20 protein-coding genes and 1 pseudogene are annotated in these 25460 nt (G+C 62.8%); 7 read left to right on the top strand and 14 right to left on the bottom strand.

Annotation, left to right across the window (positions count from 1 at the left end; all coding sequences use genetic code 11):
* Positions 1-37 precede the first annotated feature (37 nt).
* Entirely contained in the window at positions 38-3247 is a 3210-nt protein-coding gene (locus tag NW833_RS07610; protein WP_414412067.1) for an AAA family ATPase, read from the top strand.
* 97 nt (positions 3248-3344) lie between these two features.
* On the opposite strand, the gene NW833_RS07605 is transcribed toward NW833_RS07610, so the two are convergent.
* The 4 genes and pseudogenes from NW833_RS07605 to NW833_RS07590 all read right to left on the bottom strand — a co-directional run bounded on the left by NW833_RS07605 (position 3345) and on the right by NW833_RS07590 (position 6652).
* Complete coding sequence (locus NW833_RS07605; protein ID WP_414406095.1) at positions 3345-3608, bottom strand: DUF2973 domain-containing protein; 264 nt, start codon at positions 3606-3608, stop codon at positions 3345-3347.
* On the bottom strand, positions 3608-3928 hold the full coding sequence (locus NW833_RS07600; RefSeq protein ID WP_414412066.1) for a DUF2605 domain-containing protein: 321 nt from the start codon (positions 3926-3928) through the stop codon (positions 3608-3610). Before NW833_RS07600 ends, NW833_RS07605 begins: the two co-directional genes overlap by 1 nt.
* A 41-nt stretch (positions 3929-3969) precedes the next feature.
* Positions 3970-5454, bottom strand: a pseudogene (locus NW833_RS07595) (cobaltochelatase subunit CobN); the annotation flags it as partial.
* Positions 5455-5473: 19 nt separating this feature from the next.
* The gene (locus NW833_RS07590) at positions 5474-6652 is read right to left on the bottom strand and encodes a transaldolase (RefSeq protein WP_414396418.1); all 1179 of its coding nucleotides are present in this window, start codon (positions 6650-6652) and stop codon (positions 5474-5476) included.
* Between the two features lie 221 nt (positions 6653-6873).
* Here NW833_RS07590 and clpS point away from each other — a divergent pair, with 221 nt between their 5' ends.
* Both clpS and NW833_RS07580 read left to right on the top strand, forming a co-directional pair.
* Positions 6874-7155 (top strand): ATP-dependent Clp protease adapter ClpS, encoded by a 282-nt coding sequence (gene clpS, locus NW833_RS07585; protein ID WP_414396415.1) that lies wholly within the window; start codon positions 6874-6876, stop codon positions 7153-7155.
* 15 nt (positions 7156-7170) lie between these two features.
* Positions 7171-7965 carry a lysostaphin resistance A-like protein gene (locus NW833_RS07580; RefSeq protein WP_414412065.1) on the top strand — a complete coding sequence of 265 codons (795 nt, stop codon included), beginning with the start codon at positions 7171-7173 and terminating at the stop codon, positions 7963-7965.
* Here NW833_RS07580 and NW833_RS07575 read toward each other — a convergent pair.
* Positions 7915-9426, bottom strand: a complete 1512-nt coding sequence (locus NW833_RS07575) for a sodium:solute symporter family protein (RefSeq protein WP_414412064.1) — start codon at positions 9424-9426, stop codon at positions 7915-7917. The two genes, NW833_RS07580 and NW833_RS07575, sit on opposite strands and share 51 nt — an antisense overlap.
* Positions 9419-9670: a hypothetical protein gene (locus NW833_RS07570; RefSeq protein WP_414412063.1), complete on the bottom strand. Its 252-nt coding sequence runs from the start codon at positions 9668-9670 to the stop codon at positions 9419-9421. Before NW833_RS07570 ends, NW833_RS07575 begins: the two co-directional genes overlap by 8 nt.
* 57 nt (positions 9671-9727) lie before the next feature.
* Here NW833_RS07570 and dprA point away from each other — a divergent pair, with 57 nt between their 5' ends.
* Positions 9728-10879 (top strand): DNA-processing protein DprA, encoded by a 1152-nt coding sequence (gene dprA, locus NW833_RS07565; protein ID WP_414412062.1) that lies wholly within the window; start codon positions 9728-9730, stop codon positions 10877-10879.
* Here the strand turns inward: dprA and NW833_RS07560 are convergent.
* The 5 genes from NW833_RS07560 to NW833_RS07540 form a co-directional block, all read right to left on the bottom strand.
* A complete protein-coding gene (locus tag NW833_RS07560) occupies positions 10818-11570 on the bottom strand; it encodes an SOS response-associated peptidase (RefSeq protein ID WP_414412061.1) in 753 nt (250 codons plus the stop codon). The genes dprA and NW833_RS07560 overlap by 62 nt on opposite strands.
* Before the next feature lie 9 nt (positions 11571-11579).
* On the bottom strand, positions 11580-14960 hold the full coding sequence (gene treS, locus NW833_RS07555; RefSeq protein WP_414412060.1) for a maltose alpha-D-glucosyltransferase: 3381 nt from the start codon (positions 14958-14960) through the stop codon (positions 11580-11582).
* A 676-nt stretch (positions 14961-15636) separates the two neighbouring features.
* Complete coding sequence (locus NW833_RS07550; RefSeq protein ID WP_414412059.1) at positions 15637-15795, bottom strand: hypothetical protein; 159 nt, start codon at positions 15793-15795, stop codon at positions 15637-15639.
* Positions 15796-15837: 42 nt separating this feature from the next.
* Positions 15838-15996, bottom strand: a complete 159-nt coding sequence (locus NW833_RS07545) for a hypothetical protein (protein ID WP_414412058.1) — start codon at positions 15994-15996, stop codon at positions 15838-15840.
* Complete coding sequence (locus NW833_RS07540) at positions 15980-16870, bottom strand: 6-carboxytetrahydropterin synthase (protein ID WP_414396400.1); 891 nt, start codon at positions 16868-16870, stop codon at positions 15980-15982. The genes NW833_RS07545 and NW833_RS07540 overlap by 17 nt, the downstream gene beginning before the upstream one ends.
* Positions 16871-17088: 218 nt before the next feature.
* Here NW833_RS07540 and NW833_RS07535 point away from each other — a divergent pair, with 218 nt between their 5' ends.
* Genes NW833_RS07535 through NW833_RS07525 form a run of 3 tightly spaced genes read left to right on the top strand, consistent with a single transcriptional unit; the run spans position 17089 to position 20939 of the window.
* A complete protein-coding gene (locus NW833_RS07535; protein ID WP_414412074.1) occupies positions 17089-18384 on the top strand; it encodes a homoserine dehydrogenase in 1296 nt (431 codons plus the stop codon).
* Between the two features lie 39 nt (positions 18385-18423).
* A complete protein-coding gene (gene hemG / locus NW833_RS07530; RefSeq protein WP_414412057.1) occupies positions 18424-19893 on the top strand; it encodes a protoporphyrinogen oxidase in 1470 nt (489 codons plus the stop codon).
* A 17-nt stretch (positions 19894-19910) separates the two neighbouring features.
* Positions 19911-20939: a DUF3326 domain-containing protein gene (locus tag NW833_RS07525; protein WP_414412056.1), complete on the top strand. Its 1029-nt coding sequence runs from the start codon at positions 19911-19913 to the stop codon at positions 20937-20939.
* Here NW833_RS07525 and NW833_RS07520 read toward each other — a convergent pair.
* From NW833_RS07520 to NW833_RS07510, 3 genes are all read right to left on the bottom strand, one after another.
* Positions 20936-21394, bottom strand: coding sequence for an MAPEG family protein (locus NW833_RS07520; RefSeq protein ID WP_414412055.1), 459 nt, complete (start codon positions 21392-21394; stop codon positions 20936-20938). The genes NW833_RS07525 and NW833_RS07520 overlap by 4 nt on opposite strands.
* Positions 21395-21465: 71 nt before the next feature.
* Complete coding sequence (locus NW833_RS07515) at positions 21466-23481, bottom strand: ArsA family ATPase (protein WP_414412054.1); 2016 nt, start codon at positions 23479-23481, stop codon at positions 21466-21468.
* A 60-nt stretch (positions 23482-23541) separates the two neighbouring features.
* The gene (locus tag NW833_RS07510; RefSeq protein ID WP_414396388.1) at positions 23542-25323 is read right to left on the bottom strand and encodes a DUF1565 domain-containing protein; all 1782 of its coding nucleotides are present in this window, start codon (positions 25321-25323) and stop codon (positions 23542-23544) included.
* Positions 25324-25460 lie beyond the last annotated feature (137 nt).

Raw genomic sequence — 25460 nt, 5'->3', positions numbered from 1 at the left:
TCATCGCCATGGTTTTGCTGCAACCAAAGCCGCCCCTGTGATCCCGGTTCGCCTGACCTTACGCAACTTTCTCTGCTACTCTCAGGCGGTTTTGGATCTGCGCGGGATCCACACCGCTTGCATTTGTGGTCCCAACGGGGCAGGCAAATCGGCTTTGCTTGATGCCCTTACCTGGGGCCTCTGGGGCCAGAGCCGGGCCAGCAACGACAGCGATCTCATCCGCAAAGGAGCTAGCGAAACCTGGGTGGAGGTGATCTACCGCTCGCGCGGACAGACCTACCGCGTCCTGCGCAGCCGCCACCTCTCGGGGGAGGGATCCCTGGAGTGGCAAATCCAGATTGGAGAAAGCGAGGGCCAAGCCCGTTGGCGCAGCCTTACCCGCCGGGGCCTGCGCGCCACTCAAGAGGCAATTGAAAGTCAGCTTGGCCTTGACTACGACACCTTTCTCCACTCCGCCTACCTGCGCCAGGGACAGGCCGATGCCTTTACCCTAAAGCGCCCCGGCGAGCGCAAGCAGGTCTTGGCGGACATGCTCAAGCTGGGCCAGTACGACTTGCTGGCCGAGCGCTGCCGCGAACAGGCCCGCAGCGCCAAGCTCAGAGCCGACCTGCTCCAAGAGCGCCTGCGCAAGCTGGAGCAACACCCCACCGACCTCGAGCAAATCCAAACGCAACTGGAGCAGCTTCAGCAACGGCAAACCCATCTGCAACAGCTCTTGGTGCAGCAGCAGCAGGAGTTGCAGGCTCTAGAGCGCGCCTACGAACATCGCCGCACCCTCCAGGAGCGGTACCAGCAGCTTGCCCACCATGTGCACAAGCTCAGCGCCAACCTGCACCACACCGAGCAGCAGTGGCGAGCGCAGCGGCAGCAGCTTTTGCAGTTGGAAGAGCTGGTTGCCAAAAGCGAAGAGATCCAGGCCGGCTACGAACGCTATCAAGCCCTGATGGCGCAGGATCGCCATCTCCACCATCTCTTCCAGCAGCAACAACAGCTGGTGCAGGAACGCCAAAAGCTGCAGGCCCAACAGGCCGAGCAACATCAGCAATACCTGCAGAGGATGCAACAGCTGCAACAGGAATTGGCTGCCTGCCAGGTCCAGGCTCAGGCCGATGCCCAAATCCTGGCCGAACAGGAGCGCATTGAAAACGCCCTGTACCACTACCGGCAGGCCTATGAGCGGCTGCAGAGCTTGAACGAGGCTCAGGCTCAAGCGGCCACCCTCCTAGAGCAACAACGGCACTGGCAGGAGGAGATCCGCCGCGAGCGGGAACGCCTGCAAGCCCGCCTCCAGTTCCTCAAGCAGCATCTGCAAAGCCAGGAGAGCCTGGCCCAACAGCAGCAGCAACTGGCCGAGAAAATTGCCGCCGGAGCAGCGGCCCTGGCCGAGCTGGAACGGCAGCGCCTCTACCAGCAGCAGGTGCTGGAAAAAATCCAAGAGCGCCGCCTCTTTGTGCAGAAGCTGCAGGAGCGGCAGCGGGTTCTCCAGCAGCAGTGGCAACAGGAGGAGGAGCACTGCCGCCTGCTAGAGGATCCCTGGGAAACTTTCCCCCTCCAGAAGGATCCGAATTGCCCAGGCGCTGACCCTCCTGAACCCGGAGAGCCCTACTCTGTCCCTGCTTTGGCGGGAGTGAAGGCCGTGGCAGACAAAGCCACCCCCGAAGCAGCCTTCTCGGAGCAGCCTACTGCGCCCGCACCGCCCGCCCCAGGGCTGGCCACGCCAGGATCCCAGCTCTGGGTTTGCCCCCTCTGCGCTCGCCCCCTCAGCCCCCCTTTGAGGGCGGTGGTGCTGCAAAAACACCGCCAGCGCCAAGAGGAGATTGCCGGCGAGCTCTTTGTCATTCGCGAGCAACTGGCGGTGGCCGACCGGGAGATCGGGCTGTTGCAAGAAGAAGCTCAGCGTCTTGGCCAGGAATTGGCCACCTGGGACGAGCGACTGCACCTCCAGGGACGCCTGCAACAGCAGTGGGAGGCTGAGCAGGAGCGCCGTCGGCAGCTGGAGGCCTGGCGACAAGAAGCGGTAGAGCTGGAGCAGCTCCTCAGCCAAGAAGCCTACGCCCAAGAGGCACGGCAGCAGCTTGCCCAGATCCAGCAGTCCCTGCAGCAGCTGGGCTACGACGAGCGGGAACACGCCCTGCAACGAGCAGAGCTGGAGCGCTGGCGCTGGGCCCTGGGCCGCTCCCAGGAACTGCGCAAAGCCCAAGAGCGCCGCCCTCGCCTGGACGAGCAAATCGCCTCCCTGCAAGCGCAGCTGGAAGCCCTGCGGCAGACAGCCTCCTCTGCTGCTCTGGCGGAACGGCTGGCCCAGATCGAGCAGGCGCTGGACCACCTTGGCTATGACGGATCCCTGCACCAGCAAGTAAAAGCAGAGCTGGCCCAGGCGCAACTGTGGCCGGCCCGCCTGCAAGCCCTCCAGATGGCCTGCCAGGAGCTGCCAGAAGCAAGAGCCCGCAGCCAGGTCTTGGCCCAACGCCTACAGGAAAGCCGCCAGCAGCTTGCCCAGGCCACCCAAGAGCTGGAGGCGCTACAGCGACAGCTGGCGGAGCAGCCCGAGGTCTCACCTACTCACCTGGAAGGGATCCGCCAAGCCCTGCAGGAGCACCGGCAAGAGCTAGATCAGGTGCTCTCTCAGCTTGGGGCGGCCCAACAGCGGTTGCAGCAAGCCCTTGAGCGACAAGCGGAGCAAGCCGAGCTGGAGCAGCAACTGCAGCAAGCCCGCCGCCAGCAGCAGGTGTACCAAGAGCTGGCCAACGCCTACGGCCGCAACGGCATTCCTGCCCTGATCATCGAAAACGTCCTGCCGGAGCTAGAAGCCCAGGCCAACCAGATCCTGGGCCGCCTCACCCAGCACCGCCTGCAACTCCGCTTTGTAACCCAGCGCTCGGGGCGACGTTCGGACAAGCTAATCGAAACCCTCGACGTCCTCATCGCTGATCCCCGCGGCACCCGCCCCTACGAGACTTATTCCGGGGGAGAAGCCTTCCGCATCAACTTCGCCATTCGCCTAGCGTTGTCTCGCCTGCTCACCCAGCGCGCCGGCTCTGACCTGCAAACCTTGATCATCGACGAGGGGTTTGGATCCCAGGACGCCACCGGGCGGGCCCAGCTGCTGGCGGCCATCAACGCCATTGCCTCCGAGTTTGCCTGCATCCTGGTCATTACCCATATCCCGAGCCTGCAAGATGCCTTTCCCTGCCGCATCGAGGTGCAGCCTTCTCCCCAGGGATCCCGCCTCTCCATTCGCAGCTAGTCGGCTGAGGATCCGCCAGCCTGCCTTTGCAGCCAGGGGAAGCTAAGGCTCTCCTGCTTGGGCTTTTGCGCAGGGGTCGGCAGCCCCACTGTCGCTCTCAATCCTCGTCAGGGGATCCAGAGTAGAGATCTTCCAGGCGGCTGCGGGCTTCCTCCAGGCTGGTTGTGCGAATAACCAACAAAGGCTCTTCCGTCAGGTTGCCATCCGCATCCAAGAGCTCCGGGTGGGGCGCCTGTCGGCGAGCGCGACGCGGTGAGGCCTTGGGCTCTTCTTTGCTTAGAGTTACTACGTTAACCACTAGGTTGCGCAGCGCCACGAAGGCAATGGCCACAAAAGCCATGAGGTAGAGGATCTGCAGCATCACGAGTCAGAGGAGTCAGAAGAGGGGTGAAGTTGGCGAAAGCAGCGGCCTAGCTCGGCGCACTCCATCAGCAGGCGATGCCATTTTGCCATCAGGGCCGGGTCAATGCCAACTTCATTGTCCGATAACCGATAGAGAGCTTCCGCTGCTTGTAACTCCGCTTGGGCAGCCAAGACCCGCTCCAGGAGGGACTGCTGCACTTCTGGGCTGATGAAGTCCAGGGTTTCTTCTTGCAAAAAGCGACGGCAGCGCTCAAACCAGTAGTGGTAGTCTTCTAGCAGCGGCCCCAGAATCTGCCGCAACAGCTTGGCTTTGCTCATGTCTGGGATCTCTATTAGGATGGGAAAAATCTTAGCCGAACTTAACGTTCTCCCGCTAGGGATCCCTGGCTGGCCTCTAGCTGGGCTTCCATCTCCAGCATGAGGGCTTCGATCTGAGGCAGCAATTCCTGGGCTTGCTCTTGCCAGTAGCCCCGCTGGTGGGCCTCCAGCAACCGCTCGCTCATATCCCGCAAGGCCCAGGGGTTGTGGCTTCGCAAAAACTGCTGCACCTGGGGATCCAATAGGTAGGCGCGGGCCACCCCGGCGTACATGAAGTCTGGCACGGCGTGGGTGGTGACATCGTAGGCAAAGAGATAGTCCAGCGTGGCGGCCATCTCAAAGGCGCCCTTGTAGCCGTGGCGCATCACGCCGGCAATCCACTTGGGGTTGACGACGCGGCCGCGATAGACGCGGTCGATCTCTTCAGCCAGGGTGCGGATCTTGGGGTTGTGGGGACGGGCGTGATCCCCGAAGTAGATCTGGGGGTTGCGGCCCTGGAGCGTTCGCACCGCTGCCACCATGCCCCCCTGAAACTGGTAGTAGTCGTCCGAGTCGAGGAGATCGTGCTCGCGGTTGTCTTGGTTGTGCAGGACAACTTGCAGACGGGCCAGTTGCCGCCGCAGCGCTTCGGGGGCTGGCTCTCCCTCCCCCTCGGCCCAGTAGGCGTAGCCGCTCCAGTTGAGGTAGGCGCGGGCCAGATCCGCTTCCGTTTCCCAGTTTTGCGCCTCGATCAGCCCCTGCAGACCGGCCCCGTAGGCCCCCGGCTTGGAGCCGAAGATGCGCAGCCGCGCTCGCTTGGCCGCTTCTGAGGGAGGGATCCCTTGCTCCTGCCAGTACTGGGTATCGGCTAGCACCTGAGCCCGCAGGGGGTTGTCGCTTTCCGGCTCCTCCAGAGCGGCCACGGCCTGCACGGCCCGGTCGAAGAGGGCAATCAGGTTGGGAAAAGCATCCCGAAAAAACCCAGAAATGCGCAGAGTTACATCCACGCGGGGACGTCCCAAGACCGCTACAGGCAGGATCTCGATATCCACCACCCGTCCCCCATCCCAGCGGGGCTTGACCCCCAAAAGCGCCAGCGCCTCGGCCCAGTCCTCGCCACCGGTTCTCAGGGTGGAAGTTCCCCACACGGATAGGCCCAGATGGCGGGGGTATTCCCCCTGCTCTTGCACGTAGCGCTCCACCAGCCGCTCGGCAGCCAGCGAGCCAACCTGCCAGGCTGTCGGGGTGGGAATGGCGCGGATGTCCACCGAGTAGAAGTTGCGCCCAGTGGGCAACACCTCCACCCGGCCCCGCGTGGGAGCGCCGGAAGGGCCGCTGGGCACATAGCCGCCATTGAGACCGCGTAGGAGATTTTCCAGCTCCTGGGGAGTTTGCTGCAGGCGAGGGAGCAAGTCCCTCTCTATCCACTGCAGCACCTGGCTGGCTGCCGGCCCCGGCGGCGGGTCGTAGGGGATCCCCTGCAGCCGTTGGGCAATCCAGCGGCGGGCTTGAGCTTCTAGGGCAGCTACCCCATCTCCGATGCGGCGGAAGTTCTTGCCCATGGAGCTAATTCCTCAAGTAAACGGCTGCCCCTAGGCCAACCAGCATTTCTTCGGGGGTAATTTTGCCATCTTGGTTGGTGTCGAGGGCATCGAAGACGCGATCTGCCCCCATCCACTCCTCGCGGGTGATGAAGCCATCCCCATCCAGATCGTAGAGGCGGAAGACATCCTGGGCAGCGTGGGTAATCGTTTCCTTGGCGCCCTCCAGCTTCTGCAGCCGCTCGGCGAGCAGTTTTTCCAGCACCTCCAGCGCCTTGGAGAAGCCCTGGATCCCTTCCTCCAGCTTTTCCGAGGCCATGCGGTTTTCCCGGTGCATCTGATCGAAGGTGGCTCGGTCCATCACCAGGCGGGGAATGTCCATTTTCTTGGCTTTTTCCGGATCCAGCTTGCGCTCCAGGTGGCCTTCGGTGTTTTGCAGCTCCGCTAGCAGAGGCGGCGAGATGGTGAGCAGGTCGCAGCCGGCCAGCTCGAGGATTTCCCCGATGTTGCGGAAGCTGGCGCCCATCACCTCTGTTGGGTAGTCGTATTTGCGCAGATAGTTGTAGATCTGGGTTACCGACTGCACGCCTGGGTCTTCGGCGGGCGGGTAGCTCTCCCGGCCGGTGTGTTTCTTGTACCAGTCGAGGATGCGGCCCACAAAGGGCGAGATGAGGGTTACCCCCGCCTCGGCACAGGCAATGGCCTGGTGCAGGCCAAACATCAGGGTAAGGTTGCAGTGGATCCCTTCTTTTTCCAGGATCTCGGCAGCCCGGATCCCTTCCCAGGTGGCGGCAATTTTAATCAACACCCGCTCGGGATCCGCCCCTGCTGCCTTGTAGAGCTCGATGAGATGGCGGGCCTTGGCAACCGTAGCTGCCGTGTCGTAGGAGAGGCGGGCATCTACCTCGGTGGAGACGCGGCCAGGAATAATGGACAAAATGCGCACGCCAAAGGCCACCGCCAGTTGGTCGACGGCGTGGGCCACCACGGTTTTGAGGTCGGCTTTGGATCCCAGGTCTTGGCGAGCCTTGAGCAAAGTTTCATCGACAATGCCCTGGTACTGGGGCATTTGGGCGGCCGCTGTGATTAAAGAGGGATTGGTGGTGGCATCCCGCGGCTTAAAGGTCTCGATGGCATTGATATCCCCCGTGTCGGCCACCACGACGGTGATCTCTCGCAACTGCTCCAGCAGGCTCCTGCTCATACTCCCCTCCTTGGGCCTCGCGCTCCGCGGTACTTTGGCAACCTAGTCCCAGTGTCACCTATCTCAGTAGGGGATCCCGCTAGCCGTGAGATTGTCTTAATTCTCTTCCGCTCCCCCTCACGGCTCTTGCCGAGAAGGCTAAAATTCCATTAAGGCTTTTTCCCCTTTCTGCCCCTTTTTTTGCAGGTGTACGTCTTGCCTTGCTGTAAGGAGGGATCGTCGTGGCTACGGAGACCCTGGTTAAGCCTTCTGTAACCCCAAAGCACATGCCCATGTACCGGGTGTTGCTGCACAACGACGATGTCAACACCATGGAGTACGTGGTGCAGGTGTTGCTGAAGGTGATCCCATCCCTGCTGCCGCAGCAAGCCACCGAAATCATGCTGGAAGCCCACAACAACGGCGTTGCCGTGGTTATCGTGGTGCCGCGGGAACCTGCGGAGTTTTATTGCGAGCAGTTGCGCCAGCACGGCCTCACCAGCTCGATTGAGCCGGAACGCTAGTTAGGAGCAGCGTGGGTGGGCCTGCTGATTGCGAAACTCAAGGTTTTTCCCTTTCCGCTGCGCCTGTTGCTGTTTTTGGGAATCCCCCTCTTGGCCTGGCTGCCGTGGGTCGGGCTAGGGGGGGTTCTCTTTGGGCAAGACTACCTTTGGTTGCCGCTGTATGCCCTGCTGCTCCTTTGGCTGTGGCAGTGGGGATCCGGGTTTGCCGCCTATGGCTTGGACAGTAGTTGGACTTGTCGGGCTGGGATCCTCTGGGGCTTGGGGATCGGTGCCGGGGGGCTTTTCCTGCTGTTTGGCCTGGAGGGGGCCCTGGGCTGGCTGAGCTGGAAGCCAGTGGAAGGGGGATCCCTGCTCGGCTATGGCTTGCTCGGGCTGGGGGTGGGCCTGGCAGTGGCGCTGGTGGAAGAGCTGGTGTTCCGCGGCTGGCTAGTGCAGGAAATGGCGTTGGACTACGGCTGGACAAGGGCGCTATGGGGATCCAGCTTTCTCTTTGCTTTGGCCCATTTCTTGAAGCCGCCAGCGGAGGTTCTTGCCACCTGGCCCCAGTTTCCAGGGCTGTGGCTGATGGGCCTGCTGCTGGCTCAAGCAAAAGTGTGGAACCAAAACAAACTAGGCCTCAGCCTGGGGCTGCACGCCGGCTGGGTGTGGGGCGTTACCTGGGTCAACAACTTGGCCTGGATCGAGTACACCGGCAGGGCGCCAGCGTGGCTCACCGGGATCGGCAACAACCCTCTGGCTGGGCTGATGGGCCTGCTCTTTCTAGGCGGCACCTTCCTGGTTCTCAAGGGGTTGGCTGCCGGCAGAAGCTGAGCAACCTTCCTCTGCCCAAGGGCCGTTCTCATAGTAGGCGGCTACCCTCTCCTGGTCAGGCTGAGTCAGCCAGCTTACCCCCACCAGCACCGCTGTGCCGATGACCACCGCCGGGATCACCGGCAGCCAGCCCCCTGTCCAAGCTTTGGGCAACAGGCCCGAAAGCCACCCCAAGGTGAGGCTGCTGGAGACCAAAGCCCCGGCCACGGCTCCAGCGCGAGTTGCCCGCTTCCAGTACAGGCCGGCCATCAGGATGGGAAAGAGCATGGCATAGCCCTGAAAGCTCCAGGTGGCAATCTGGGCAATGAGCCCTGGCGGCCTGACGGCAATGGCAAAGGAAACTAGCCCAATCCCCAACACTACCCCGCGGCCCAACAGCTCCTCCTGGTGAGGGGAAAGCGGGCGCTTGAGAAAAGTAACCACCAGATCCCGCGTAACCAGGGAGCTGGCTGTAAGCAGTTGCGAGTCCGCCGTGGACATCAAAGCTGCCAGCGCTGCTGTAATCACCACCGCCGCCACGCCGCTGGGCAGGGTCTGCAACATCAGCGGCATGACCTGATCCGGCTGCTGCAGATCAGGAAAAGCCAGCCGGCCCCAGACGCCAATGAGGGCTGCCGGGAAAAACACCAGCAGAATGAGGAGCGGCCAGACCACCATCAGGGTTTGGAAGGGACGGGCACTTTTGGCCATGTAGAAGCGCTGGAAAAATTGGGGAAAAAGGGGCGTGGCCATGAAAAACAGCAGTTGGTTGCCAAGCAGCGTCTGCCAGCTCCAGCGCCCCTGCGGGCCGGGCAAGCTCAGCCAGGGATCCAACTGGCTGCCAGCCTCCTGGCCCCACCTCAAAGCCACTGCCACAAGAGCCACCCCCATCCCTAAAACCAAGATGATCCCCTGCACCACGTCCGTCCAGACCACCGCCTGGGATCCGCCGAAGAGGACATAGGCCAAGATCACCAAGGCCACTACCACCGCCAGAGGCCAATAGGGGATCCCCTCCCCCAAGACTGCAGCCAGCGTGCGCGCCCCACCGATAATCTGGATGCTGATGTAAGGGGCGGTAAACGTCAGGGCGCTCAGGCAATAGAGGAGAGCCAGGAGAGGACTATTGAAGCGGTGGCCAAAAAACTCGGAAGGGGTAATAAAGCCGAAGTGGCGCGCTGCCAGCCACACCCGGTAGCCCACCCAGAAAAACAGCCCCGAGATCAGTGCGGTGGTGACCCCTACCCCTAGAAAGATCCCCAGGCCGTGGGTGTAGGCATCCGCTGGCACCCCAAGGAAAGTAAAGGCGCTCAGCAGCGTCGCCAGGGTGGTTAAGGTCAAGGCCAGGGATCCCAGCCCTCGCCCCGCCAGGAAATAGCTGACCGGATCCTGGCCGCTATGGCGGTAGCTCCACACCCCAATGGCCGCCAATAGCAGCAAGTACACCCCGACCACACCCAGACTCAAAACCGTGTTACTCATCTCCGCCTCTCGGCCAGCAAACGCGCACAATGTAGAGATTTAGGGGCACCAACAGCAGGACAGCCAATCCCGCCACCCAATACCAGGCCGGGATCCCCCAAAGCTGCGGCTGGGCAGAGCGGGATCCGACCCAGGTCAACAGCCACAGCAGGGGGTAAGCCCCCCACACCCAAGCCTGGCGCACCTGTCCAAACCGCAGTGGCCTGGCTTCCTGAGGGCCACCCGCGGAATCTAACCCTGACATTTGTCCATCTCCTGATTTTTTGCCGATTATGTAAGATACAGCCACTGGTGCAGACAATTGTCCTTCTCCAGTTCTCCTTCACCTCTCGCCCTCAAGAGGGAGCCTTGGCCAAGCCGCGGAGAAAGGGAGCGGCCCTATTGGCTAGCTTGGGCGCGGGTTAGAGGGATCGGCCCCCACCGCCTCAAGCGGCTGGCGGAGTTTTTTGGATCCTTGGAGCGAGCTTGGCAGGCGGACGCCCTGGCCCTACAGCAGGTGGAGGGCATTGGCCCCACCCTGGCAGAGGCGATCCTCTCCGCCCGTCCCGCCCTCGACCCTGGGGAGATCCTGGAGCAAACTCAAAAGCCGGGGATCCCCTTCCTAACCCCTGCGGATCCCGGCTATCCCCCGCTGCTGTGGGAGCTGCCGGATCCGCCGCCTATTCTCTACGTCCTGGGAGAATGTCCTGACTGGCAGCAGCCGGCCATTGCCGTTGTCGGCACCCGCGCCCCCACCGCCTACGGTCGGCAGTGGACCCAGAAAGTCAGCGCCGCCCTAGCGCAAGCCGGCTGTGTGGTGGTGTCGGGATTGGCCACTGGGATCGACGGCATCGCCCACCAGGCCTGTCTGGAGGCAGGGGGCAAGACGGTGGCTGTGCTGGGAACGGGGGTGGATCAGGTTTACCCCGCCCATCATCGCCCCCTCTACCAACGCATCCTGGAGCAAGGGGTCGTCCTCAGCGAGTATCCCCCCGGCACGCCGCCGGCCAAGGAGCACTTTCCCCAGCGCAACCGCCTCATTGCCGGCCTCTGCCGCGCCACCTTGGTGATGGAAGCCCCAGAGCGTTCAGGAGCGCTGATTACTGCTCAGCTCGCCAACCACTACGGTCGGGAAGTGTACGCCCTGCCAGGGAATATCGACACGGCGGCAGCCCGTGGCTGTCTGCAGCTCATCCGCAATGGGGCAGGCATGATCCTGGGGATCGAGGACCTGCTCAAAGAGCTGGGCTTGGTTCCGGGATCCCCGCTCCCAGAACAGCCTGCGTCCCCTGGCCCCAGCGATCCCCAGCAGCAACTCCTCTGGCAGATCCTGGGCAATGAGGTCCTCAGCCTCGACGCCCTAGCCCAAACCACCCAGATGGACATGGCCACCCTTTCCAGCACCCTGCTCCTCATGGAACTGGAGGGGTGGCTGGTGCAACTGCCGGGGATGCGCTACCGGCGGGCTCGCTGAGGTTGGATCCCTGCACCGCTTCCCCGATGGGAGCACGGCAAGTGGGATCCTCGTGGCGAGGGTTGTTCACATAGGTGCTGACGGGGTAGGCGGCCATGGCCTCTGCCGGGTAGGGGCGGAGTAGGGGCAACAGCCGCTTGGGATCCTGCACCTGGGGATCCAGCCAGAGCTCGTAGTCGCTTTCTAGCAAAATGGCCGGCATCCGCTCGTGGAAAAGCCCCATCAGCCGATTGGCCGGCGTGTTGAGGATGGCGCAGGTTTCTATCTCCACCCCTTGTGGGCTGCGCCAGCGCTCCCAAATGCCGGCAAAGGCAAACACCGGCCGATCCACCAGGTAAAACCAGTAGGGTTGTCGCTTGGCCGTGCCCTGGTCGGCCCACTCGTAGAAGCCATCTGCCGGGATCAGGCAGCGGCGGCGGCGGAAAGCCTCGCGGAAAGAGGGCTTCTCAGCCACCGTCTCAGAACGGGCATTGATCCAGCCAGCCTGGGGAGCTCGGCTCCACCTGGGGATCAGGCCCCAGCGGAACTGGGTTGCCTTCCGTCCCAGCTCCGTTGAGGCCACCACTGCCAGCACCGGCTGAGAAGGGGCGATGTTGTAGCGGGGCTGGAGCGCCGGCCATGACCCCATCTTGATTTGAAAATGCTGCTGCAGCAGTTCGGGGGCCGCCGCCAGGCTGAACCGTCCGCACATCCGGGATCCTCAGACCTTGGTGGAAATGCCTAGCAATTGTAGGATCCCGCGCAGAGGGATTTCCACGTACTCGGGGCGGTGGTTGAGCTCATAGCCCAGCTCGTCAATGACTTTCTCCAGCAGATAGGCATCCAACAACACTTCCAGCTCCTGCGGGCTGCGGGGCAGAAAAGCCCCTTGGGAAGCCACCTGCAGATATTCGGCCAAGAAAGCAGCACAAACCCAGCGGTACCAAAACTGGGCCCAGCGCCCCATGTCAGGGCACTTGTCTCCGCAGACCAGGCCGCTTTCCAGTTGCTGGCGCAAGGCGGTGTGAACAGCGTAGTGGAAAGAGCGCAGCATCGCCACCACATCCCGCAGGGGGCAGCGTTTGAGGCGGCGCTCCCCCAGGGACCGGCGCGGATCGCCCTCAAAGTCAATGATGAAAAAGTCCTTGCCGGTAAACAGCACCTGGCCCAGGTGGTAATCCCCGTGGCAGCGAGTGCGCAAAGCCGTGATCTTCCGCTCCAGGATCAGGCGGAAGCGGCTCATGATCTCCCCTTCTTGGTCGTAAACCGTCCGGGCTAGCTTGGCCTCCAGCTCTGGCAGGTTGGGGATCTGCTTGGCTAAGACGGGAAACACCTGGCCCACCAAGTTGCGCAGGGATTGGTAGATGGAGCGCTGGTAGAGACTGGAGAAAGGCTCCGGCGCAAAGTCTTTGTTCTCGGTGTCAGCGGCCAAGGCAAGGTGGAGTTCGGCGGTGCGCTTGGCTAAGATCCGCACCGACTCCAGGTAGCTGCCAATGGTGGCATAGGCCAGCTCCGGCAGGGGAAGCTGCGCAAGCTCTAGGAAAGAGCCCTGAGGCACCGGCACCGCTTCCACCGTTGCATGGTGGACAAGCACGGTTTCGAAGAACTGTTCCAAAGTGTCTAGGGTGTAGTGCCAGGCATCTCCCTCGTTGGGGATGTACTCCTGCAAAATGGCCAAGGTAATCTCAGAGCCTCGCGTCCCGCGGCGACGACGATACTCCAGGGATCCCAACAGCCGCGGCACCCGCACCTGGGGATGGTGCTCTAGCAGGTAGCGGCCAACCTCCAGCTCCGGGTTTACCCCCTCAGCCACCCGGCGGTAGAGCTTGAGGAGGTACTGGTTGCCGTAGACCACCGAGGTGTGGCTCTGCTCCGCCTTGAGGAGGCGAGGCTCCAGGCTAGGGTCGTACTCAAGCGTGGCAAAGCTAGTGGCCCAAAGCTCTCCCCGACCGTGGCGCAGACGGCTCTGCTGCACAATCATCTGTAGCAGACCCAACAAGAAGGTCTTATCAGCCAGAGCGTCGAAAATCACTTCCGTTGGCTCCCCGGCCACTTGCACAGGGAGGATGACTGCCTGGGGTGCCTCTACGCGCAGGTGTACGGCTGCTTCTTGAGTGGCATAGCCCACGGGTAAAGAGTAGAGCTCTGTGTCTCCCTCGAGGAACTCGGCCTGGAGCAGCAAGATCTGGCTTCGCAGCAAGGGATCCCCTTCTCGACGGCAAGGGATGGCCTGCAAAATGTGGATTGACTGGAGCTGGCGGTTTTTGGAGCTGAACCACTGACAGCGGTAGAGGTAGTCTCCCAAGACGGCCTCCACCTGCTTCTGGTTTTCCCCTTGAAAGAGGCTCTCCCAACTGCCATTTTGAACAACCAGAGTGGCCGGGCGGACCTGCTCCTCTGGCCTGCTAGGGCTGAGGTGAATTTGCTTCGTCTTGGTCTCGAGGGAGAACCAGTAAAAAGAGTGGGGGCCCAGCGTTAGGAAATAGGGCAGTCGCCCAATGGGGGGAAACTCGGTGCGCCCAAAGATCTCCACCGGGATCAACCCTTCCCACGGGGACAGATCCAGCCCCACCCACTGGGCGTAGCGCGAGAGATTGGCCACCACCAGGATGCGCTCGTCGCCATAGGCCCGCACAAAGGCCAGCACCTTGCGGTTTTCCGGGTGCAGCACCTCAAAAGAGCCGCGGCCAAAGGCCTGGAAGCGCTTGCGCACGGCAATCATCCGCTTCATCGTCCACCAGAGGGAATGGGGGTTACTCCGCTGCGCTTCCACGTTGACGGCTTCGTAGTGGTACTCGGCGTCGATGATGACGGGCAGGTAGAGCTTCTGGGGGTTGGCCCGCGAAAAGCCAGCGTTGCGGTCAGCGCTCCACTGCATGGGGGTGCGCACGCTGTTGCGATCCCCTAGGTAGATGTTGTCCCCCATGCCAATCTCGTCGCCGTAGTAGATCACCGGCGTCCCCGGCAGGGAAAACAGGAGGCTGCTCATCAGTTCAATGCGGCGGCGGCTGTTGCCCAAGAGAGGAGCCAAGCGGCGGCGGATGCCCAGGTTGATCCGCGCCTTGGGATCCTTGGCGTAGACCTGGTACATGTAGTCCCGCTCCTCGTCAGTGACCATCTCCAGGGTGAGCTCGTCGTGGTTGCGCAGGAAAATGGCCCACTGGCAGGTTTCGGGAATGGGAGGGGTTTGTTGCAGGATGTCAACGATGGGGAAGCGATCCTCCATCTGGAGGGCCATAAAGAGCCGTGGCATGAGGGGGAAGTGGAACTCCATGTGGCACTCGTCCCCATCGCCGAAGTAGGCTACGGCATCTTCCGGCCACTGGTTGGCCTCAGCCAGCAGCATGCGGTCGGGGTACCTCTGGTCGATGTGTCGGCGCAGAGCCTTGAGAAAGGCATGGGTTTCTGGCAGACTCTCGCAGGAGGTGCCTTCCCGCTCGTAGAGATAGGGCACGGCGTCCAGCCGCATGCCATCTACCCCCATGCTCAGCCAGAAGTCCACCACCTCGAACATGGCTTTTTGCACGGCGGGGTTGTCGTAGTTGAGATCGGGCTGGTGGGAGTAGAAGCGGTGCCAGTAGTAGGCTTTGGCCACCGGATCCCAGGTCCAGTTGGAGGTTTCAAAGTCCTGAAAGATGATGCGGGCCTCTTTGTACTTTTCGGGGGTATCGCTCCAAACGTAGAAGTCGCGCTCGGGAGTGCCGGGAGCAGCTCGTCGGGCCCGCTGAAACCAGGGGTGCTGATCCGAGGTGTGGTTGAGGATAAGCTCAATGATGACGCGAATCCCGCGTTGATGGGCAGCATCCAGAAAGATCTTGAAGTCTTCTAGAGTGCCCAACTCGGGGTTAACGTTGGTAAAGTCGGAAACGTCGTAGCCGTCATCCTTTAGAGGAGAAGGAAAAAACGGCAGCAGCCAGACGGCTGTAATCCCCAGTTCTTGCAAATAGTCCAGCTTTTCGGTCAAGCCCTGGAAGTCGCCCACGCCATCGCCGTCACTGTCAAAAAAGGCGCGCACCGGTAGCTCGTAGATGATCGCGTCTTTGTACCAGAGGGGGTTGGAGGTTAAGGGAGAGACGATGCTGCGCAGAAGGGCTTGGCTCATCATATCGGCAACCAAGACTTAGATACCTCGGCAACCCTAACTGTTGAAGAGGGATCCCCTCAATGGGCTGCAGCCTTCTTTATGGTGCCCGGGATCCCAGCAGTCGATGCTAGTAGGCTAGCAGGTTCATTGGTTCGGGCAAGCATTTTGCCTAGGCTAAAGTTGGCTCCGTCTTCAGCCTCTGGGCTCTCTCAAGAGCAAGGGGCAACTGCCCGCAGCTTGGAGGAAGTGACACTCGTGGAGATCTCAGAACGGTTCCCCACCATTGGCACCAACTAGGTGATGCCGGTTCGCTTTTGAGCCTCTTTGCAGGAGACGGTTAGATGGCGCAGGCCAGTGCGGACAAGCTCCTGCTCCACCAAACCCCCGCTAGGGCTTGCTGGGGCAGCTCAGCGTCTTGAGCTACCCAAGCAGGAAACTCTAGGCGAGCGATTTCGGGATCCCTCTCCCTGCTAACCAGTAGTGTTCCCTAAAAGTTTCCAGAACAAGCAGCTCCGTTCCCCAGGGGTGAGGGATTCATCGAGCAGCGCTAGTCCTAGGCAGCAACAGGGCCAAGTGAAGTTCTGCTTGGGAGCGGCACAGGGCCAGCACCTCCTCGGTGTCCACGTCATGTCTATACTAGGCTCCCTTTGGCCGGACGGGCAGCGGAGAGCCGTCGGAAAGAAAGTTGGAGCGCTCAGGCGGCTTGAGGGGCTCCTCCCCGTAGAGCAAGCAGTAGGGCCTGGCTGCCCAGCAGTGGCCACTCTTGTGTGCCGTAGTGGAGGGTTACCTGCCCCGAGGAGTAGGCGACCTCGAGGTGGTCGGGCGGGATCTGGGAGCCGTCAGTGGCCACCACCGTGTGCGGCTCCTGCAGAGGCTCAACTTTGGGCAGGGATCCCTACTCCACCCAGCGAGGCTGCCAGAGCCGGGGCTCCTGCCACAAGCAGGCAAACTCTTGCCAGACTCGGCGCAGGCGTTCTTGGCTGGCCTTCGACTCCTGCTGCAGGTAGTGGGCAAAGGCCGAGAGTTGGCCGCTGAGCTCAACGAGATCCAGCACAGGCGGCTGGCTCAGCCCTACTTGCCAAATCCTGTTCCGCTTCCTCCAAGGGAAACTCCCCGTAGACTTCGCTGCTGTTGTTGGGGCTTTCCTGCAGGCGGACGCGGTGCAGGCGCACCCCTAGCTCCCGCAGGGGCAGAGTCAGCAGCCGCTGGATGTAGAGGGCGATGTTTTCCGCAGTGGGCACCACCTGGGCAAAGTAGGGGATGTCTTTGTTTAAGAAGGTGTGATCCAGGGGTTTGACCACTTGCTCCTCAATCACCCGCTGCAGAGCCGCCAAGTCCACAATCATCCCCGTGCGCGGGTCGATGGATCCCTTGACGGTGATCTCCAGGCCGTAGTTGTGGCCGTGGCCGTGAGGGCGGGCGCAGAGGCCGTAGAGGGCAGTGTTCTCCTCCAAACTTAGGTGATCCAAGGCCAAGCGATGGGCAGCGCTAAAGTGGGTGGCAACGGTTAGGTAAGCTTCCATGGCTTCTCCTCGGTATTCGGCCCAAAGGTGGGGATCCTCGTAGAGGCGCACGCTGGCTAGCGGCAGAGCATCGGCCAGGCGCTGCCAGATGGCGTAGGCAATGAACTCGGTGGTGGGCAGGGTCTGGGCAAACTCTGGCCAAGCTTCGTTGAGGTAGGCCAAGTTCAGCTCCCGAATTACCCGCTCCTGAATCACCCGCTTCACCTGCGAGAGGTTGAGCACCATGCCGTACTCGTCTACCTCCCCCGTTAGGCCCACCTCCAGCACGTAGTTGTGGCCGTGGCCAGGAAAGCGGGCATGGGGACCGAAGCGGGCCAGGTTCTCGGCTTCCGAAAGCTCCGGCAGCCAGTAGCGGTGGCTGGCAGCAAATTGGGCGCGGCGGTAGATGGTACAGGTTCTGGACATGAAGGCTATGAATCTGTATAAGGATCCCCCCTTCAGCATAAACCCCAAACCGGCACTGTCCCCGCGGCGAGGGATCCCTGGGCCTATCTCGACGCGCCTTCCTATAGCGCCTCGGGATAGATGGCTAAAATCTCGTCCTGATGGGACTAGGAGTGTGTCAACCTGGTAAAGGTAGGGAAGTCTTCGGGTCGCAGGGAGCGGCAGACGAGGGAGCGGCTGTGGTCTATCGGGTTGGGCTATTGGGGCTAGGTACTGTCGGCACAGGCGTGGTCGAGATCTTACAGCGCCCTCCTCATCCTCTGTTGCAGGCAGTTGAAATTGCGGCGGTGGGGGTGCGTTCTCTGGACAAGCCGCGGCCGGTGTCGATTCCGCCTGAGCGCCTGACCACTGACCTCGAGCGGATTGTCTCGGATCCAGAGATTGATGTGGTCATTGAGCTCATGGGCGGCCTGGAGCCGGCTCGCAGCCTTATCCTGAAAGCCATTGACCACGGCAAACCGGTGATCACGGCCAACAAGGCAGTGATTGCCCGCTATGGGATGGAGATCTTTCAGGCTGCCGCCCAGGCCAGGGTGGCCGTGCTCCTGGAGGCAGCGGTGGGGGGTGGGATCCCCGTCATCCAGGCTTTACAGCAGTCGCTACGGGCCAGCCGCATTCAGGCGGTCTGGGGCATCATCAACGGCACCACCAATTTCATCCTTAGCCAGATGGCCCAGGAGGGCAGCTCCTTTGCCGAAGCGCTGGCCCAGGCCCAGGCTCACGGCTATGCGGAGGCCGATCCCAGCGCCGATGTGGAAGGATGGGATGCGGCGGACAAGATTGCCATTTTGGCCAGCCTGGCTTTTGGGGTCGCGGTGCCGCGGCAGGCCATCCCCTGCGAAGGGATCGGCAGCATCAGCCCCACCGACCTCCGCTATGCCCGCGAGTGGGGCTATACCTTTAAGCTTTTGGCCATCGCCCAGAGGACTGAGGGGCAGGGAGCGGAAACAACCTTGGACATTCGCGTTCACCCCGCGCTGCTGCCCGTTACCCACCCGCTGGCCAACATCCAGGGGGCGGACAACGCCGTCTGGGTGCAAGGGGATCCCTTGGGGCAAGTGGTGCTCTCAGGGCCAGGGGCGGGCCGGGGGCCAACCGCCAGCGCGGTGGTCGGGGATCTGCTTATCCTACTTGCCCACCTGCAGACGGGGGCTCAGTTGCCCAATCCCCTGTGGGGCTTTGCCGCCTCCCCTCCTGTTGCCTCCTTGCTGCCGCTGGCAGAGGCGCAGTCGGAGTTTTACGTGCGAGTGCTGGCCCAGGATCGGCCGGGGGTGATGGGGGCCATCGGCACCTGCTTTGGCCGGCACGGGGTGAGCCTGGAGAGCATCACCCAAAAGGAGTGCCACCAGGAGTTGGCGGAGATTGTGATCCTCACCCACAGCGTGCGCGAGGCCGACTGCCGCCAGGCGCTGGCCGAGATCCAGCAGCTTCCCCAGGTGGCCGAGATCCCCAGCCTATTTCGCGTACTGCGCTAACGAAGATTGGCCCCCCGGACGTGATGGAGGAAAAACACCTTGGAAGCGGCAGTGAATCCTGCAACCCCTGAACCCCTTAACGCGGAGGTGGTGGTCATTGGGGCGGGCATCAGCGGCCTGACGCTGGCCTGGCGCCTGCAGCAGGGTTTATCGGCTAGGGGGGGATCCCCTCAAGCGGTGCTCCTGGCGGAGGCCAGCTCCCGCGTCGGCGGCTGCATTTCCACCCAGTCCAAAGACGGCTACCGCTGGGAGGAAGGCCCCAATAGCTTTACCCCCACCCCTGCCCTGCTCAACCTCATTGCCGAGGTGGGCCTGGCCGACCAACTGGTGCTGGCCGATGCCAAGCTGCCCCGCTACATCTACTGGGAGAAAGAGCTGCTGCCGGTGCCGCTTAGCCCCGCGGCAGCCCTGAGCTCCCGGCTGCTCAGTGTGGGCGGCAAGCTGCGGGCTCTACAGGGCCTGCTGGGGTTTGTCCCGCCGCCGCCAGGGCACGAGGAAACCGTGCGGCAGTTCTTCCGGCGACAACTGGGATCCGAAGTGGCCGAGCGCCTAGTGGAGCCCTTCACCTCAGGAGTCTATGCCGGCGACCCAGATCAACTCAGCGCTGTGGCGGCTTTCCCGCGGGTAGCTGGCCTAGAGGAGCGCTACGGCAGCCTCTTTGCTGGCGCCCTGCAGGCTCTGCGCCAACGACCCCAGCCTTCTCCCGTAGCCATCCAACCCCCGCCCAAACGCGGCCAACTGGGCAATCTCAGGCAGGGGCTGCAGCAGTTGCCAGAGGCCCTAGCCCAAAAGCTGGGCGACAGCCTGCGGCTGGGCTGGCGAGCCGTGCAGCTTAAGCGGGAGGGAGAGCTCTATTGGGTGGGCTTTGAAACGCCAGAGGGATCCCGCTGGGCGGCTGCCCGCCAGGTGGTGCTGGCTCTCCCCGCCTATGAGGCTGCTGCGCTGCTGCAGGAGCTCAACCCCCCAGCCAGCCAACTCTTGGCGGAGATCCCCTATCCGCCGGTGGCAGTAGTGGCTCTGGCCTATCCCCAAGAGGCCCTGCCCCAGCCGCTGCGGGGCTTTGGCCACCTCATCCCTCGCTCCCAGGGCCTGCGCACCCTGGGCACCATCTGGGCTTCCTGCCTTTTTCCCGAGCGCGCTCCCCAGGGCTACCACAGCTTCCTCAGCTTCCTCGGCGGCGCCACCGATGCTGCCTTGGCCCGCCGGCAAGGGATCCCACCCATCCCCGCGCTGTCTCCTGAGGAGCGAGCGCAAATTGCCCACGCCGAGCTTAGCCAGGTTCTGCTCACCCGCCGCGTCGAGCCCATCTACCTAGGGGAACGCCTATGGCCCCGCGCCATCCCCCAGTACACCCTCGGCCACCGGCAGCGCATAGTCCAAGTGCAGGCCTACCTGGCCTCTCTGACGCCGGGGATCTGGGTGTGTGCCAACTACCTGGATGGCGTAGCTCTGGGCGATTGCGTGCGGCGAGCTGAGGCCCTGGCGCAGCAGCTTCTGCCCCAGGCCTAGTCCTCCGCTAGTGGCCGATGGATCGCCCCTACACGGCGCTGCTTTTGGTTCCCACGGGCATCGGCGCCCGCGTGGGTGGCTTTGCCGGCGATGCCCTGCCGGTGGCCCGCGCTTTGGCGGCTGCTGTCGACTGCCTCATCACTCATCCCAATGTGCTCAACGGCGCCACCCTGTTTTGGCCCCTGAAGAACGTCCTCTACGTGGAAGGGTACGGCCTGGATCGCTTCTGCGCTGGGGAGTGGCACCTCAGGCCAGTGCGGCAAAACCGCGTCGGCGTCATCCTGGATGCCGGGATCCCAGAGGACCTCCGCCAACGCCACCTGCAGGTTTTGCAGGCCGCCCAGGCCACCCTGGGGCTGGACATTGGCCCCTGGCGCTTGACCCCTCGACCCTTAGGCGTTTCCGTCAGCTTTTCCCCTGCCGGGGCCAGCCAGGGATCCCTGGCCCAGCCGGATGCGCTTTTGGAAACTGCCCAAGAGCTCGTCCGCTTGGGAGCTGAAGCCCTTGCCGTGGTGGCCCGCTTCCCGGACGACCTTGACTTTAGCCAGTACGAGCAGGGGCAGGGGGTAGATCCCCTGGCCGGAGCCGAGGCCATCCTCAGCCACCTGGTGGTGCGGGAGCTAGGGATCCCTTGCGCCCACGCTCCTGCCTTCTACCCTGATCCTGACCCTAAGCCGGTTCACCCCCGGGCTGCCGCTGAAGAGGTGGGGTTTACCTTCCTGCCCTCGGTTTTGGCGGGGCTGAGCTACGCCCCCCAGTTTATCAGAAGGGGGGATCCCCTCCAGCCGGGCGACCTGACGGCCGAGCGGGTGGATAGCGTCATTGCCCCGGCCACTGCCTTTGGCGGCCCCGGCCTGCTTTACCTAGCTAGCCGCCCCCGCCCGCCATTGTTTATCGCTGTCGAAGAAAACGCCACGGTGATGCAGGTCCACCCTCGCCAGTTGGGGATCCCCCATGTGGCAGTTAGCTCCTACCTAGAGGCCATTGGCGTGGTGGTGGCCCACCGGGCTGGGGTGGCACTATCTTCCCTAAGACTGCAGGTCTAGGCCAGGTTTTGGCCCAGAAACGGCAAGAGACTGATGAGCAGCAGGCCCAGCGTGGCCAGCGACCCGACCAAGAAGGAGAGGGAGCGCCCGATGGGAATGTCGCCAATGTAGAAGAAGTTGTAGAGCAGCCGCGCCAGCAGAAACACGCCGCAGAGCACGGCCACCCCTTCATCGCCGCTGAGACCAAACAGCCAGGGATCCGGGTGGGGGCCGGTGACGTAGGCTACTAGAGCTGAGGGCGCAAAGGTGCCCAGGGCCTCGAAGCCATTGGCGTGGGCCCAGGTAGCCCGCTGGCCGTAGGGAGGCAGCCGGTCGAACATTGCCCGGGGCGCATGGGGATCGTAGCCGACGCGGGCGCGGGCATAGCCCACCACGCCCATAGGCAGGTACACCAACAGGATGGCCGCTGCGATGGAGAACAGAGGAATGGCTTGCAGGGGGAGGTTGAACACCATAGGCAAAAGCAGCAAGGTGAGGGGGAAAAGCCGCACTGGCACCTTTTCCAGGCTAGCGGCTCTGCCAGGCGCTAGGTGGAGGTTTCTGGCAACATCGGGCTAGAGGAAGCCAGCAGGTAAGCCCCGATGGCCTCTAAGCTGGGTGGGTGCAGAAAAGGGACGGTGACAATGGCCTGCTGGGGAAAGCGCTGGGGCAACTGGGCCAGGATGGCCTGGTGGCGGCGCCGAAGAGCTGCACCAAAGGGGGTGGAATCCTCCGGCCACACGCGGTTGAGAACGGCATAGGGATGAGGGATCCCCAGGGCATCCAGTTCTGCCAGAAGGCGCTCAGTTTCCGCCAGAACTGCCTGTTCGGGGTTGAAGACGGGGATAAAGCTAGCAAACTGGGGATCCCGCAGCCGCTTTTGGAGCTGCCGCACCTGGGCCAAGAGATCCCGCAGCCGCTGCGCCCATTCCGGCCGGCCCACCAGGTCGCGGTACTTCAGCCACAGCTTGAGGGCCAGGCTTACCCAGCCTTCCAGGGCCTGCGGCATCTGCAAAAAGCGCAGGAGATGGCCGGTGGGGGCTGTATCCACCACCACCAGGTCAAACTGGCCGCTTGACTCCTGTTGCAGCACCGTCAGCAGGGCCATCACCTCGTCCAGGCCCGGTGGAGCCATGTGCAAAAGCTGCCGCCAAGCCTGTGGGTCGTACTGGATTTCTACGCCTGCCATCCCCTCTCCTGCCAACATGGCCGCCACCTCTTCCAGGTACGCCTGCCGGAAGCGCTCCAGCACCGCCGCCGCCTCAATCTCCTGGCCCAGCAGGTTGGGCAAGAGAGGGAGCGGCTCCTGTCCCAAGGTCACTTGGAACAGATCTCCCAAGGAGTGGGCCGGGTCGATAGAGACCAGCAAGAGCTGCTTGTCGGGATGGCGTTTGGCCAAGTTCCAGGCCAGGGCCCCAGCCACCGTGGTCTTGCCCACCCCGCCCTTGCCCCCTACCAAGAGCAGGCGGATCCCTTGGGCCAAAAAATCTGGCAGGCCCAAAGCCTGGCTCTGCCCAGAAGCCATCCCAAGGACTCTGTCCTGCTGGGGCGAAGGGGAGAGTTCTCTCGGGGCAGGGATCCCTTCCAACCGCGGCAGCACCTCCTGCAAGGGACGAAGCTGCTGCACCAGCTTGTCCAGCGCCGCCGGCCCAATCGGCTCTTCCAGTTGGTAGGGACAGACCCAGATGGGGTAGCCAGGCAACTCCTCTTGGAGCGTTTTTAGCCAGAGCCGCTGCTCCTGCTGGCGGGCCAGGTAGATCCCTTCCAGGAGAACCTGGTTGACCAACAGGCCGCCAAGGGGCACTCGGCGGTTCTGCAACTGGCAACAGAAGCGGCGGGTCTCCGCCACGCTCAACAGCTCCGGGACCAGCACCAGCCAGGCGGCAGTGCTCTCCGGGTCGGTCAGTCTGGCTTTGCCCCCCTCCAGCTCGCTCTGCAAGCGCGCCAGGAAGGCATCGGCCTCATCGGGTCGATAGGTGCCTGTTAGGGATCGGACAACTTCGCGGTGCTTGGCCTGGAAGGTGGCAAACACCGCCAGCAACTGGTCGAGAAAGTCGGGCAGTTCCAAGAGCCGCAGGGTGTGGCCAGTGGGGGCCGTGTCCAGGATCACCGTATCCACCTCTTGGCCTGCCAGCAGGCGATTGACCTCCAGGATGGCCATCAGCTCGTCCACCCCCGGCCAGCTCAGATCCCACAGGGGCAGGAGATCTTCCCTGCCCAGCCAACTACCCCGCTCGGCAATGAGCTCCAGAGCCGGGCCGTAGGTCCGCTTAAAATCCTGCAGCAACACCTCAGCGTGCAAGGCCCGCACCTGCAAGTTGGGCCAATCCGGCAGGGGTTGGGGAACGTCCGCCACCGGGATCCCCAGCACATCCCCCAGGGAGTGAGCCGGATCGGTGGACAGCAACAACAGACGTCGCTTTGGTTCTGTCTGGGCCAGGTGACGGGCCAGGGCACAGGTGAGAGTGGTTTTGCCCACTCCCCCCTTGCCGCTAAACAGCAGCAAGCGACAGGAAGCAGGGAGGCGAGCAAAAGGGAAGTTGGCAAGTTGAGGAGGCGGCAAAGGGATCCCTCTTGGTTGGGCAGGTCACCCGTATTGTGGCCTGGATCCCGTTCAGAGAGCCTAGCGGAAAAGCATCTCGGCCACCGCGTCAAAGCCAGCGTCCAACAGGCGCTCCAACACCGACTGGGCTTGGCTGCGGCTGTCGTAGAGGCCGGCCTGCAGCACGGTTCTGCCGTTGAACACTGTTTCCACCGCCTCGGGAACAAGCTGCCGCAGGCGATTGAGGTCGTCGCTGCCCTTGGGGGTCACCAAGACGCGAAAGCGGGTGGGCGAAGCTGGGGCCGAGTTTGAAGGTGCGGCTGGGGTAGTGGGATTTTCTCTGGCTTGGCGGCGGGCCGGTGGCGGCAGCAGGGTGGTGATGTCGGTGAGGGGAGCTGCAGAGGCCCGGCGGGCAGGAGCGACAGCAGCAGGCTCAACCGGCTGGGCGGGGGTGGTGGAGCCATCGGGGGTAAAGGGAACGGCAACAAACTCCTGGGCCTGGGGTTGAGCCCCTGCCGGCTGGCTGGGGGCACTGGGCAGAATCCGCCCTCCCGATACCGTTGGAGGAGGGGGAAGGGGGGCAGTCGATTGGGGCACCGTCACCACCGGCAGGGTGGGAGAGGCCGCCGCCGGCTGGGGATCCCTGCTGGAAGCTGGAGGCTTGGCCTGAGGAGCGCTGGGCAGCGTCAAGCCATTTGCAGCAATGGGTGGAGGAGCGTTGCTGGGCAAGGCAGCCACGGTAGTCTGGCCAGCCAGATCCAGTTCCCCCTTGGTTTTGCCTGCCAGTTGGTTGCCGTTGGCGTTGAGGCGCAGACCGCGGGTGGCGTTGAGGATGTCGTACTGGCCGTTGCCCTCAAAAATGTTGTTGCCCGGATCTGAGGCCGTGCCCAAGTCTGGCTGGGCGTTGGCGATGGCCGTGAGACCGGTTTCTAAGTTGCGGGCGATGAGATTGTTGCGCAGGATGGGACGGGCGCTGCCGCCGACAACAACGCCTGTGCGGTTTTGCAGGATGCGGTTGTGGCGGACAATAGGGGCCGAGCGCTGGTCGATGGTGAGGCCAAAGCCAGTTTCTTGGAAGAGGTTGTTGACAATGGTGGGCTGGGAGGTGCCCAAGACGGAGATGCCGTTGGCCCCATTTTTGTAGAAGCGGTTGCCCTCTATCCAGGGGTTGGAGGCGCCGGCAATGAAAATGCCGTCGTGGATGCTGCCCACAAAGCTGTTGTTGAGAATGCGGGGAGAGGCCGATTCTACCCAGAGGGCATAGCCGCGGCGCCCCTGGTTGCGCAGGGTAACCCCCCGAACTTCTGAGCCGGTCTCTGCCAGCAGGGCAACATTTTGCCGAGCCAAGGTTGGGCTTATGTAGGTGCCGCCGCCATCGATAAGGTAGCCTTCTCCCAGGGTGGACTCATCTCCGCGCAAGATGAGGCCGGCCTTGAGGCGGATGGGGAAGACTTCGCCGCTTTCTGCGCTGTAGACCCCCGGCAGAAGCTGGATAATGCTGCCGGCTGGGGCCCGGCTGATGGCATAGGTGATGGTCTTAAAGGGGTTGCTGCGGGATCCATCCCCTTGGGTATCGCTGCCATTGGCAGCATCCACAAAGATGACCGGGCGATCGTCCGGCAGCGGTGGCGCTTGGGGCAGGGCTTGCTTCTCCAGAAGGCTGGCGTCTAGAGAAGTTTGCGCCCAACCGGGATCCAACTTCGCGGCCACCAGTAAGCTGGTGCTGAGGAGAAAAGAGACCGCTAGCCGCCTCAGGCCTGGAGCGCCCTGCTGCCGCCGCAAGGCAGGCAAAGCTGCTGTAGATTGGTGTTCGCTGGATTTCTGAGGGTGGATAGACGATAGGCAAGGGATCATAGTGCTCATCCCCACACCAGGCTGCGCTAGAGAAGGAGGGTCGAGGTTATCCTACCAAACCTAACCGGCAAGATCCTGCCTTAGCCCCCACTTCTAGGTACGGATTAACGCCGACTTGGAATACCTGACACTACCCCTAGAGTGTC

The sequence above is a fragment of the Synechococcus sp. O70.1 genome (assembly GCF_047462215.1).
In the GTDB taxonomy this organism is placed as follows: domain Bacteria; phylum Cyanobacteriota; class Cyanobacteriia; order Thermostichales; family Thermostichaceae; genus Thermostichus.
This window is presented reverse-complemented; position numbering and strand designations above follow the sequence as displayed.

Bases quoted from the DNA above. Each gene is read 5' to 3' on its own strand.
- NW833_RS07590 (WP_414396418.1), bottom strand. From the start codon at position 6,652: ATGAGCAGGAGCCTGCTGGAGCAGTTGCGAGAGATCACCGTCGTGGTG.
- NW833_RS07575 (WP_414412064.1), bottom strand. From the start codon at position 9,426: ATGAGTAACACGGTTTTGAGTCTGGGTGTGGTCGGGGTGTACTTGCTG.
- NW833_RS07600 (WP_414412066.1), bottom strand. From the start codon at position 3,928: ATGAGCAAAGCCAAGCTGTTGCGGCAGATTCTGGGGCCGCTGCTAGAA.
- NW833_RS07520 (WP_414412055.1), bottom strand. From the start codon at position 21,394: ATGGTGTTCAACCTCCCCCTGCAAGCCATTCCTCTGTTCTCCATCGCA.
- NW833_RS07510 (WP_414396388.1), bottom strand. From the start codon at position 25,323: ATGAGCACTATGATCCCTTGCCTATCGTCTATCCACCCTCAGAAATCC.
- NW833_RS07570 (WP_414412063.1), bottom strand. From the start codon at position 9,670: ATGTCAGGGTTAGATTCCGCGGGTGGCCCTCAGGAAGCCAGGCCACTG.
- treS (WP_414412060.1), bottom strand. From the start codon at position 14,960: ATGAGCCAAGCCCTTCTGCGCAGCATCGTCTCTCCCTTAACCTCCAAC.
- NW833_RS07540 (WP_414396400.1), bottom strand. From the start codon at position 16,870: ATGTCCAGAACCTGTACCATCTACCGCCGCGCCCAATTTGCTGCCAGC.
- NW833_RS07525 (WP_414412056.1), top strand. From the start codon at position 19,911: ATGGATCGCCCCTACACGGCGCTGCTTTTGGTTCCCACGGGCATCGGC.
- NW833_RS07560 (WP_414412061.1), bottom strand. From the start codon at position 11,570: ATGTGCGGACGGTTCAGCCTGGCGGCGGCCCCCGAACTGCTGCAGCAG.
- NW833_RS07605 (WP_414406095.1), bottom strand. From the start codon at position 3,608: ATGCTGCAGATCCTCTACCTCATGGCTTTTGTGGCCATTGCCTTCGTG.